Genomic DNA, 11882 nt, shown 5'->3' with positions numbered 1-11882 from the left:
GGAACACAGCCAGATTTTTGTTGATTTTGAAAAAAATAAAAAGAAAAGAAGTTTTAAAAGAAAAATGGTGCTGGGCATAACACCCAACACCAAGTTTGTCTACAGTCTGAAGGGAGAACGCCTATAAAAAGCGTTCTCCCTTGCACTTTTTACAGGAAAACAAACTTATTGAAAAATGGATGCTGTTTGCAGGTAATGTTGCGGAAAATATTTGGGCTGAATGGAGCAAACAGCAATAAAAGGAACTTTTTAAAGGGAAACAAAAAGAAATCCGATAATAAAGAGGTACAATATGGCAGATTATTTTTCTAATTTTGTTGAATACTTTCCACGGCTGATGGAAGGCCTGAAACTGACAATTATAATAGCGATTTTTGGTATTCTCCTGGCGGTGGCGCTTGGTATTATACTTTGTATTTTTTCTATCAGCAATAGTCGTATCTTACAGAAGATTGCCAGTGTGTATATCACAATTATAAGAGGTATTCCGCTTATGATTCTGGCGCTTTTTTTGTATTTTGGCGTAATCAAAAACTCCCTGACCCTGGTGCTGGCTGCAATTATTATTCTGGGAATTAATGCTTCTGCATATATGGCAGAAATTTTCCGGGCAGGTATTCAGGCCATTGATTACGGTCAGATGGAAGCAGCGAGAAGTCTTGGTTTAAGCTATTTTCAGACTATGAGAAAAATTGTTCTTCCTCAGGCGGTAAAAATTATGATCCCGTCTCTTATGAACCAGTTTATCAGCAGTCTGAAAGATACTGCAATTCTTTCCGCAATCAGTGTTAATGAGTTGACAATGACTGCCAAAACCATTATTGCAAGAAACTACAAAGCCTTTGAATTATATTCCTATGCCGCAATCATTTATATTGTATTGATTACAGCTCTGACATGGCTTTCCAAGAAAGTAGAGCGCAGACTCAGCTATGATAAACGTTAGGAGAAATGAATTATGGCAATTATCGAGGTAAAACATTTACATAAAGTATTTGGAGATCTGGAAGTTCTGAAGGACATCTCCTTTAATGTAGAAGAGGGCGAAGTGATTTGCCTGATCGGACCGTCCGGTTCCGGAAAATCCACCCTGCTCAGATGCCTGAACAAACTGGAAGAGAAGCAGGATGGCGATATTGTGATTCTTGGAGAAAATATTTCCGAGATTAAGAAAATCAATCAGTTCCGTGAAAATATTGGAATGGTATTTCAGCATTTTAATCTTTTTCCAAACTATACTGTGCTGCAGAATATGACTTTGGCACCAACTATGCTGAAAAAAATGTCAAAAGCGGAGGCTGTAAAAAAGGCAGAACAGCTTCTGGACAGAGTTGGATTGCTGGATAAAAAGGACGTGTATCCTGTAACCTTATCAGGTGGTCAAAAACAGCGTGTGGCAATTGCCCGTGCGCTTGCAATGAACCCGAAGATTATGCTGTTTGATGAGCCTACCAGTGCATTGGATCCGGAGATGGTTGGAGAAGTTCTGGACGTTATGAAAGAGCTTGCCAGAGAAGGTATGACTATGGTTGTAGTTACACATGAAATGGGATTTGCAAGAGATGTTGCGGACAGAATCATTTTTATGGATGACGGTTACATTGTAGAAGAGGAAAAACCGGAAGAAATGTTTGCACATCCGAAGACGGAAAGATGCAGGAACTTCCTTGCAAGTGTGCTGTAAATTGAAAACGAGTATCTATGCTCAGTCAATATTGTTATGAAAGCTGGCAGCTATGCACCTATAGTGTGTTTTTATCTGCCGGCCTCATTTGCAATCTGTGGCATTAAATAAGCAAAAAAACTGCAGTGGACAGGACGGCAGAAGAGTTTGGGCCACTCATATCATCTAATAAGGAGCGTGGTCAAAGTTGTATCCATGCATACATATCAATCTGGATAAAATTGCAGAGAATGTAAGAGTCATGAAAGATCTGACTGAAAAACATCATATAGAAATAACTGGTGTAACCAAAGTTTTTGGTGGCGAGGAAAGGATTGCTCAGACTCTGGTGAACCAGGGGATAAAAAGGCTGGGAGATTCCAGAATTGAAAACATCAGAAATTATGAAAATCTGCCTTGTGAAAAGTGGCTGATCCGTATGCCATCTATATCTGAGGCGAGAGAAGTGGTGCAGTTCTGTGATGTGTCGGTAAACTCTGAGCTTGAGACACTGAAAGCACTTAACCAACAGGCCATACAGTTGAAAAAGAAACACAAAGTAATTCTGATGGTGGATCTGGGAGATCTGCGGGAAGGCTATTTTAAAGAAGAACATCTGGCAGAAGCGATAAACTATGCAAAGCAGGCAAAGGGGTTGGATTTGTATGGACTTGGTACAAATCTGACCTGTTTTTCTTTTGTACAGTCTGATGAGGAAAAAATGAACCGGCTTCTTGGTCTGGCAAAGAAATACGATGCATCTGTATGTATCAGTGGGGGCAATTCTGCGACTATTCACCTGATGCTGGAAAACGGGATTCCGGAGGGAATCAATAACCTTCGTCTTGGTGAGTCTGTGCTGTTTGGCAGAGAACGGACAAACTATGAGTATTTGCCGGGAACCAGCAACGACGCATTTATCATGGAAGCTGAGATCATTGAATCTAAAGAAAAGCCGTCTATGCCGATCGGAAAGATTGGTGCGGACAGTTATGGTCATGTGCCTGTTTTTACAGACAGGGGAATTCGAAAGAGAGCCATCTGTGCCCTTGGCAGACAGGATGTTGACGTAGAAACCATGTGGCCGGTAGATGAAGGCGTGGAAATCATCGGAGCCAGCAGCGATCATCTGATTGTGGATGTGACGGATTGCGAGAAAGAATTTAAGACTGGAGACAGGATTTGCTTTCGTTTAGGTTACTTTGCTGTAATGCGTGCTTTTACCAGCAAATATGTGGAAAAGATATATGAAAAACAGGAGATAGAAAAGGAAAAAAACGAGAGCTTGTATAAGGTATCATAAGAATTACTGTTTGCAAGTAATGTTTCACGTGGCACTTTTTCAAACACGCTCTAACAGAAAAGCGAAAATATAATTTGTGCAAAATGAAAACAGTAGTTCGTAGAATTTTGAGAAAAACTTAAAATCCAGGAGGAAAATCATGGGAAAGCATTTTGTACTGACTATCAGCCGTGAATTCGGTGCAGAAGGTCATGAAATAGGAAAAGTACTTTCAGAACGTCTGGGAGTAAAGCTCTATGATAAAGAACTGCTTGCCAGGGCAGCTGCAAAATCAGGAGTGGATGTTAATTCTGTGTGTGGATATGATGAAAACGTGGAACGGCGTTTTATGGATCCTTATCTTGGAAACGGACGCATTAATTCTGCACAGGAGGATAAGCTTTTTCATCAGGAAGCACAGATCATGAGAGACCTGTATGCAAAGGAATCCTGTATCATCATAGGCAGGTTATCAGATTATGTACTTCACGATGAGCCGGATGTACTGAGCGTGTTTATTTATGCTCCGGAGAGCTTTCGAATAGACAACATTATGAAAAAACATCACATTTCTGCCAAGGAAGCTAAGAAACTGGTAAGAAAAATGGATGCGGCCAGAGATAATTATTATCGTTTTTATTCTATGGGAAAATGGAGTCATAAGAAAAAGAAAGATCTTACCATAAACAGAGAGACTTTTGGAATCGAAGGCTGTGTAAAAATTCTGGAGGCAATGATCCGTACGAAGACGGACGAGGAGGAGCAATAGGCCATGAGTGAAAAATGGGACGAAAAAGTAATTGAGCTGGCAAAAAGTCTGATAAACTGTCAGAGCTATTCAGGACATGAGGATAAAGCGGCGGAAGCTTTAAAGGCGTATATGAAAGAGACCGGTGTTTTCGATGAGATAGAAACTGACTGCTACGGAAATGTGATCGGTCATATTAAAGGAAAAAATTCTGGTTCGAAAGTCCTGTTTGATGGACATATAGACACGGTTCCAGTTGGAAATTTAAAGGACTGGAAACATGATCCATTTCATGCAGTTGTTGAAGATGGAAAGCTTTATGGCAGAGGAGCTGCTGATATGAAAGGTGCGGTAGCCGCATTTACAGTTGCTGCGCATAGATATGCGGTGGAAAATGGGAAAAATTTTGCCGGAGATGTATATGTGGCAGGTGTTGTGCATGAAGAATGCTTCGAAGGTGTTGCCGCGCGAAAAATAAGTGAGAAAGTGAAACCGGATTATGTGGTAATTGGTGAAGCATCTGAAATGAATTTAAAAGTAGGACAGCGTGGCCGTGCGGAAATTGTGGTTGAGACCTTTGGTGTCCCGGCACATTCAGCAAACCCGGAAAAGGGCGTAAATGCAGTATATAAAATGTGTGAGGCCATTCAGGCTATCCGCGAGATCGAACCGCCTGTCCAGGATAAACTGGGAAAAGGAATCCTGGAGCTGACAGACGTAAAATCTTCCCCATATCCAGGAGCCTCCGTTGTTCCGGAATACTGCCGTGCAACCTATGACCGCAGACTTCTGGTAGGTGAAACCAAGGAAAGCGTGCTTCAGCCAATCATTGAAAAAATGGAAGAGCTGAAGAAAAAGGATCCGCAGTTTTCCTATAAAGTTTCTTATGCAGTGGGAAAAGAGGAATGCTACACCGGAGAAAAAATCCAGGGAGAACGCTTTTTCCCAGGCTGGCTGTTTGGCGCAGAAGAGGAGTGGGTGGAAAAAATAAAATCCGAACTGGAAAAAGAGGGATTTTCTCCAGAGGTAACTACCTACAATTTCTGTACAAATGGAAGTCATTATGCAGGAGAAGCTGGCATCCGTACTATTGGAATGGGACCTGCAAGGGAAAATTTGGCGCATATCATTGATGAGTATGCGGAGGTGAAAGATCTGACAAATATGTCGGTGTGCTATGCGGGGATTATGAAGGCGTTGTTGGGATGATGTATAGCTTTCGGTAAAGTGAAGAAATAATGTGAAAATGATAGAAAAGGCATTCTTTTTTGAGTATACTATTACTTGGAAAGGAGTGCTTTTTTATGATTATTGATAGACTTTCGGTGTTTGTGAAATGGAAATTTTGGAAGCAGTTGAAAAAAGATAGCCTACAAAAAGAAGCAGCTAAAAAATGAAAAATAGAAAGAACAACTGGATAAAAATAGTTATCCAACTACTGTCGTTTATCTTAATCCCAGAACTGTTCGTAACAGGATTTACAGCTATTGGAGATATTTTTTCCCAGATCTATGCTGGAAGTATTTCCTGGGAGAGTGTCAGGTATTCGGTGTATGTACTAATTGCGACAGTGCCAGGAAGTGTACTGGTGGGGAGATTTTTTTGCGGATTTTTCTGCAGCTTTGGAGCTGTGCAGGATTTCTTGTGGTTTGCAGCGCGGAAGCTGGGAAAAGGCAGCTGGAGGCGGAACAGAAATCCAGAAATATACAAGAAAGCTGACAGAGTTCTGAAACTGGCAAAATATGGAGTACTTGTTTATTTTGTAATATTTATATGGAGTGGTGTTTTGACCTGGAAAAAGCAAGGTCCGTGGGAAATATTTGGCCAGTATATTGCGCCTGGACATTGGCCGGGAGTGAAGCCTTTGTGCTCGGTGGGGGGAATTTTACTCTTGGTGATTTTGGCAGGATCAGTGTTGGTAAAGAGATTCTTTTGCAGATATTTCTGTCCAATGGGAGCGGTGTATGCACTGATTTCCAGAGGTGCATTTTTGAAAATCGAAAAGCCCGGACGAGAATGCAGTGCCTGTTCTTTGTGTACTGCGAAATGCAGCATGGGAATTGATTTTACGAAAAAGGAACAAGTTACAGGTGGAGAGTGCATTGTGTGCCAGCAGTGCATTAGCTGGTGTCCGAAAGGAAATGCGCATTTTGGAATTAAATATGGAATGGTGATCGGAGTATTGCTCACGTGTGTGATGATTGGGGCTTCCCGGCTCCTTACGGCGAGAAGCTATACGAAGGATAGAAATATAGCAGGCGGTGTTGTTGAAGGTTTCAGATATAAAGACGGTACTTATACTGGAACAGGTGAGGGCTATCGTGGAGCGATGCGTGTCACTGTAAGTGTGGCGGACGGAAAAATAACCAGTCTTACACTGGATAGTTATGAGGATGACAAGTCTTATATGGAAAAAGCGAAAGCTGAAATCTTTTCTGCAATAATCGGACAGCAGAATACGAATGCAGATACCGTATCCGGTGCTACATATAGCAGTAAGGGGCTGATTCAGGCTGTACAGAATGCTTTGAAGGAGGCAGGAACTTCAGAGACTGCGGAGAATGGTTCTGATGATAAAGCTGCGGACAAGGCTGAATTTATTTCTGCAGGCCGCTTCCGGAACCTTGTCGATGGCGTATATACAGGATCTGCCGATGCTTTTCGTGGTGATGTAGAAGTTCAGGTTACTGTGAAAAATCAGCAGGTAACGGATATTTCCATCTTCTCATACTGTGACACAGAAGAATATTTTTTCAAAGCTGCGCCAGTTGTAATTGAAGAGATGAAAGAGGAACAAAGTCTGAACATTGATGCTGTCAGCGGAGCCACATACAGCAGCAACGGAATTATTCATGCCGTGGCAAATGCATTGGAGATTCCCGAAGATCAATATGCCGAACGTCCTGGCCGGAATCTGGCTGCCAAGAAGAAAAGCCATGGACATATTGTAAAACATGTAATAGAAAACCAGGAAGAGTATGAAAAGAAGGTTAAGGAGTATGAAAAATAGATAACAGAAATCAGAAACGGAGGATGCAGACTGGGAATCGTGAAGAATAGACATTGACAGCCCTTATACATCAGGCATATAATATATCAGATATACACAAAAAATATATGCAAAAATGTAAAATATCTGGTAACTATTCAATATCTGCGCTGCAAGCGTTACAATTTGGAGTATAGGTACTGGGGAAAAAATGAAACGAACGAAAGCATATCGGTTGATTTTTGTGGGAGTGGCATCTGTTCTGCTGGGAGGCTGCTCGGGGAGTTCGAAGGCAAACATGGAGGAGGCAGCAGAGCAGCCCGCTGTGGTGGACTATACCTGTATTTCCAATTCGGAAAGCGATAAGCAAATATATGTTATTCTGAAAAATTATCATGGTGCTTACTGGGAGAAAGTAATAGATGGTATAACAGAAGCTGCAAAAAAACTGGATGAAGCGGTTTATCTTGGTGGAATTGATAACGAAACTGACATTTCCGGTCAGATTGACCTGATGAACCAGGCTATGGAGCAAGGCGCTGACGGAATCCTGCTGGCTCCGGCAGATTCCAATTCACTGGCAGACAGCTGTCAGAAGGTACGGGAAAAGGATATTCCGGTAGTACTTATTGATTCTTCTATTAACAGCAGCGAATTTGATGCCTGTTACATGACAGATAATATAGATGCCGGAGAAATGGCAGCGAAAGAAATGCTGGAGTTGCTGTATGATGCAGGAAATTCACCGACAGACCCACTGGAAGTGGGAATCCAGTTGTCAGCGGATACCTCCCAGGCAATGGTAAACCGTGTTTCCGGATTCCTGAATTTCTGGGCGGGCAATGCACCGGAGCAGTGGGAAATCGTTCAGGATATAAGAGTTAATGGCGGTGATACGAAAAAGGCACAATCGGATGCTTCTGCATTATTGAGAGAAAATGCAGATATAAAGGGCTTTTTCGGTTGTAATAACACATCTACTGTCGGCATCGTAAATACTCTTTTCGAAGAAGAAAGAACAGATGTGGTGCTGGTGGGTTTTGACCTGGCGGACGAAACGAAACAGATGCTTCAGAATCCGGAATATCATGCAGTGACTGTGCTGCAGAAACAGGATCAGATGGGATATCTGGGAATGCTTTCCCTGAATTCTCTTATAAAGGGAGAAAAATCAGAGCAGAAGTATTTTGATACCGGAGTCATTATGGTTGATTCTGATTACCTTATGGAGAATGCTGTCTCATGAAAGATCGAAGAAAAAATAAAACAAAAAGAAAAGTCCTGCTGGCTTTGTATCTGGCAGTCTGCCTTGTCATTATCGTGGCGGCATACTTTCACCTGAGCAGAATTGCGCGGAATTTCAATACAGAGCATCTGGAGCTGATCACAGGCCTGTACGCGGAAAAGATGAATGATTCTATGGAATATCTTCAGAACTATGTACAGGAAGATATAAAGATGATCCGGTCTATGGAAAATGCCCAGCCGGAGGAAATCCTGGAACAGCTGGAGAAAAATCTTGACAAGACTGTTTTCGGTGATATTGGTTTTATTATGAATGATGGCAAAATTTATGGCAGCAGCAGCTGCGCTGTTTCCGATATCAAAAAGAAGAAGCTGGATGAGGCGGCGTTGGCTTCAGATACTTCTTTTAACTCGGATCCTTACCAGTCCAGCAGAACTGGAAATATGACCATGACTGTTTTTGTGCCAGTAGGGGATACTTCACTGGTTCATACACTTTATGTGTCGATTATGATCGAAAATCTCAGACAGCTGGGTGAGTATGAGCTTCTTCAGGGCAAGATCAGCATTCATCTGTTAAAGGCCGATTCAGAAAATTTTATTACCTGTGTTAGTGACAATTCCGGCACGTCTGGCAGTTGGAACAATCTTTTGCTTCAGCAGAAGTATTTCCAGTATGATGCAGGTTATTCCTACAACCAGTGGATAAAGGACATGCGTTCCGGAAAGAAGGATGGGAGATTTTCCGCTATTATCAGAGGAGAGGAATCTACAATTTCCTATAGAAGTATTTCTGTTATGCCAGGCTGGTATGTGATCGTTGAATTGACAAATAAGAATATTTCTGATATCACCCAGCAGTTTTCCGCCTGGGGCGGAGTATACGGAAGTATTCTGGTAGGCTTCACGATGCTGTACATGCTGACCCTTGTGCTGTTGGAGAAAAAAGATAAGAAAATGTACATGGGATTGTCTACTACAGATCCTCTTACCGGAATTCTGAACCGCAGGGCTTTTCAGATTGCCGTGGAAGAAGAATTGCGTAAAAAAACGCCAGGCATCTTCATCTTTATTGATGTAGATAATTTTAAAATTTATAATGATACTTACGGTCATAACAATGGAGACTTCTGCCTGAAGCATTTTGCGAAAACTATGAAAAGCTGTTTCCCGGAGGATAGCATAATCGGCCGGTATGGCGGTGATGAATTTGTGGTTTACTTGAAGAATCTTACAGGGGAAATGGCGCGGACTTATATGGAAACGTTTCAGAGGATGATTTCCCAGCTTACACTGCCTACAGGAGAGGCTGTAGAGCTTTCAGCCAGCGCAGGCGGAGCTGCATTCCCGGAACAGGGAGAAGACGTTATGTCTCTTTGTAAAAGCGCAGATATGGCTTTGTATAAGGTGAAACAGAATGGGAAAGCTGATTTTAAAATGAAAGGAATGTAAATGAAAGGATCCCGGCAAGGTCGAGGCTTGTTAGCCTTCTACCTTGCGAGGGATCCTTTTTTACTTGATAAATGTATCCTGTGGAAATATTAATTCACGTTTGCCGGATCAATCTCTGTAATGGCTGGTGCCGTCCAGGTGTCCAGTGCATCCACATCCTACGCGATTAGTATAGTTATTTACGAAACCATGTTTTTCTACATAAAAATTTTATGGCTCGATAATATTAAAATATTTATACTCTGAGGTAACCGTAACTGCATCCATCAATCGTGTCAGGCAGGTTTCATCACCCTCCTGCTGGATCAAAGCTGCAACATTTTCCGCGTTTTTCTGAATAATAGACAGCAGTCCGGCACGTTTGGTAGTCCATGTCACATCAGCATCCGCATCCTGTGTATCTTTCTGATAAAGAAGTACGCCATTTTTCACACGGAGTACATAATTACCTTCCGGCAATATAAGATTTGCTGTAAACGTCAGATCCGGAACCTTCGTTGTATCTACAAGAATTCCCAGATAATCCAAAATCATTTCAGGTGTCATATGTAAAATAACATCACCGTTACCATTGCCTCGCGTTGCATCATCGGTATTTGTACCATTTCGCAGCTCCTGTGCCGCACAAAGGTAAGCACTGCGCCATGGACCGGATTCTGCCTGATACCCCAATTGCTCTAATGCATCTGCACAAAGATAACGTGCATCCATATTTTCCGGATCAGCAAAAACCAGCGTATTGGTGATCTGGGCAACCCACTGATATTCTCCCTTTGCAAAATCTTCTTTTGCTTTTTCAAGAACCGCATCTGTGTCACCGAAATATTCTACCAGCTTTTGTGCATAATCCGATGGTGTAAGTTCAGCAAGATGGACAGGATTACCGTCATACCATCCCATGTATTTCTCATATACTGCCTTCGAATTATGAGAAACTGTGCCATAATACTGACGGGTATACCAGACTTTCTCCAACTCCTTGGGAAGCTGGATCATATTAGCAATCTCTGTCTCCGTATAACCTTCATTAATGTAAAGCAATGTCTGGTCGTTAATAAACTTATATACAGCTGCAGTATTGGTCATATATTCCTGAATAATATCTTTTCCCCAATGTGGCCAGTTATGAGACTGGAATACTACATCTGCCTGATCACCATAAAGTGCCAGAGATTCCATAATGTACTCTGCCCATGCGTTTCCGTCACGTACCTGGGCTCCGCGGAGTGTATACAGATTATGGAGCGTTCCTGTACAGTTTTCGGCCATCCACAAAGCATTTTTCGATCCAATCCAGAAGTTCATCTCCGCTGGTGCTTCGGTACCCGGAGTAAGCTGAAATTCAATTTCCACTCCATCAATAGTATGCTTCTCACCGGTTTGTGTGATTTCAAGTGTAGGAGAAATATAACTTGTACTGCCCCTGGACTGCCCCATGCCAATACCAATGGCAAGAGCTCCTGTTTCACTGGCCTCAAGCATGGTTCCATACTGATAGCTTGCTCTGCGCCCCATGGCAGTACCTGCATAAATATTCTCGCTGACAGCATGCTTCTCAAAGCCCTCCGGTGCAATTACCTGCACATCACCGGATTGTACATCTTCTTCTGAAATAATTCCCCTGACTCCACCGAAATGATCAACATGGGAATGGCTGTAAATCACTGCTTTTACAGGAAAAGTGCCCAGATTCTCTTCTACCAGGGAAAAAGCCGCTGCCGCACATTCCATGCTCATCAGTGGATCTACTACAATCCATCCTGTAGCACCTTTTATGAAGGTGATATTTGACATATCATAGCCACGCACCTGATAGATTCCATCGGTTACTTCAAAAAGACCATAAATATGATTCAGCTGTGTATCTCTCCAAAGACTTGGATTCGCTGTATCCGGAGCATCCTGATCCAGAAAAGCATACGCTGTCTGACTCCATACAAGCTTCCCGTTCTCATCATAAATATCCAGAGTATCCGGAGACGCAATCAGACCTTTTGTAGCATTTTTAAACTCCTCAGTATCCTCGAAATCCAGCAATGCATAAACTTCCTGATTTGCATCAATGGTATACTGGGTGGCTGGTTTGCTTTCTGCTGTTAATTCTGATGCGGCAATTGCGGTGGAACTGCCACAGACAGCCATAGTAAGTGCCAATGCAGCGGTAGTCAAAGTAACTGCTTTTTTTCTTTTCATGATACGTTTTCCCCCTTGTTCTGCAAAAAATTCAGATATTTTCTGCTGTAAATCTTAATTGCTTGCAAAAAACAATATCTAATAAAAATATAGCATGAATGTATCAGGGGAACAATCGAATTATAGAGAAATAACGTTTCTATTGCGGTAAATCAACCTAATAAGCGGTAAAACGACATTTTTTATTTAGAAGAATTACCCTATATTATTCACGGCACAGCCGTGAAAGTGGCTGAAAGCCATATAGTTACTGTATTTTGCTGAATATTGCTTTTCACCTATCAAGTGAATGAAAAAAGAGCATCCATTT

General features: G+C 42.0%; 9 protein-coding genes. 8 read left to right on the top strand and 1 reads right to left on the bottom strand.

Going from position 1 to position 11882, the window contains the following annotated elements; all coding sequences use genetic code 11:
* The first annotated feature begins 292 nt into the window (after positions 1-292).
* The 8 genes from ACTQ50_RS18195 (at position 293) to ACTQ50_RS18160 (ending at position 9379) form a co-directional block, all read left to right on the top strand.
* Positions 293-946 (top strand): amino acid ABC transporter permease, encoded by a 654-nt coding sequence (locus ACTQ50_RS18195; protein WP_148463066.1) that lies wholly within the window; start codon positions 293-295, stop codon positions 944-946.
* Positions 947-958: 12 nt separating this feature from the next.
* Entirely contained in the window at positions 959-1684 is a 726-nt protein-coding gene (locus ACTQ50_RS18190) for an amino acid ABC transporter ATP-binding protein (protein WP_148463067.1), read from the top strand.
* Positions 1685-1871: 187 nt separating this feature from the next.
* On the top strand, positions 1872-2966 hold the full coding sequence (locus tag ACTQ50_RS18185) for an alanine/ornithine racemase family PLP-dependent enzyme (RefSeq protein WP_148463068.1): 1095 nt from the start codon (positions 1872-1874) through the stop codon (positions 2964-2966).
* 139 nt (positions 2967-3105) lie between these two features.
* The gene (locus ACTQ50_RS18180) at positions 3106-3714 is read left to right on the top strand and encodes an AAA family ATPase (protein ID WP_173718480.1); all 609 of its coding nucleotides are present in this window, start codon (positions 3106-3108) and stop codon (positions 3712-3714) included.
* Between the two features lie 3 nt (positions 3715-3717).
* Positions 3718-4902 carry a YgeY family selenium metabolism-linked hydrolase gene (locus tag ACTQ50_RS18175; protein ID WP_441485354.1) on the top strand — a complete coding sequence of 395 codons (1185 nt, stop codon included), beginning with the start codon at positions 3718-3720 and terminating at the stop codon, positions 4900-4902.
* Positions 4903-5086: 184 nt separating this feature from the next.
* A complete protein-coding gene (locus tag ACTQ50_RS18170) occupies positions 5087-6703 on the top strand; it encodes an FMN-binding protein (RefSeq protein WP_441485353.1) in 1617 nt (538 codons plus the stop codon).
* A 190-nt stretch (positions 6704-6893) separates the two neighbouring features.
* Positions 6894-7928, top strand: a complete 1035-nt coding sequence (locus ACTQ50_RS18165) for an ABC transporter substrate-binding protein (protein WP_441485352.1) — start codon at positions 6894-6896, stop codon at positions 7926-7928.
* The gene (locus tag ACTQ50_RS18160; protein WP_441485351.1) at positions 7925-9379 is read left to right on the top strand and encodes a GGDEF domain-containing protein; all 1455 of its coding nucleotides are present in this window, start codon (positions 7925-7927) and stop codon (positions 9377-9379) included. Before ACTQ50_RS18165 ends, ACTQ50_RS18160 begins: the two co-directional genes overlap by 4 nt.
* 210 nt (positions 9380-9589) lie before the next feature.
* On the opposite strand, the gene ACTQ50_RS18155 is transcribed toward ACTQ50_RS18160, so the two are convergent.
* On the bottom strand, positions 9590-11572 hold the full coding sequence (locus ACTQ50_RS18155) for an alkyl/aryl-sulfatase (protein WP_441485350.1): 1983 nt from the start codon (positions 11570-11572) through the stop codon (positions 9590-9592).
* Between the last annotated feature and the right edge of the window lie 310 nt (positions 11573-11882).

Source organism: Blautia sp. Sow4_E7 (assembly GCF_052116245.1).
In the GTDB taxonomy this organism is placed as follows: Bacteria; Bacillota; Clostridia; order Lachnospirales; family Lachnospiraceae; genus Blautia_A.
The sequence above is the reverse complement of the archived record's forward strand: the minus strand, read 5'-3'. Positions and strand labels throughout refer to the sequence as shown.

Bases quoted from the DNA above. Each gene is read 5' to 3' on its own strand.
- ACTQ50_RS18170 (WP_441485353.1), top strand. From the start codon at position 5,087: ATGAAAAATAGAAAGAACAACTGGATAAAAATAGTTATCCAACTACTG.
- ACTQ50_RS18175 (WP_441485354.1), top strand. From the start codon at position 3,718: ATGAGTGAAAAATGGGACGAAAAAGTAATTGAGCTGGCAAAAAGTCTG.
- ACTQ50_RS18190 (WP_148463067.1), top strand. From the start codon at position 959: ATGGCAATTATCGAGGTAAAACATTTACATAAAGTATTTGGAGATCTG.
- ACTQ50_RS18160 (WP_441485351.1), top strand. From the start codon at position 7,925: ATGAAAGATCGAAGAAAAAATAAAACAAAAAGAAAAGTCCTGCTGGCT.
- ACTQ50_RS18180 (WP_173718480.1), top strand. From the start codon at position 3,106: ATGGGAAAGCATTTTGTACTGACTATCAGCCGTGAATTCGGTGCAGAA.
- ACTQ50_RS18155 (WP_441485350.1), bottom strand. From the start codon at position 11,572: ATGAAAAGAAAAAAAGCAGTTACTTTGACTACCGCTGCATTGGCACTT.
- ACTQ50_RS18165 (WP_441485352.1), top strand. From the start codon at position 6,894: ATGAAACGAACGAAAGCATATCGGTTGATTTTTGTGGGAGTGGCATCT.
- ACTQ50_RS18195 (WP_148463066.1), top strand. From the start codon at position 293: ATGGCAGATTATTTTTCTAATTTTGTTGAATACTTTCCACGGCTGATG.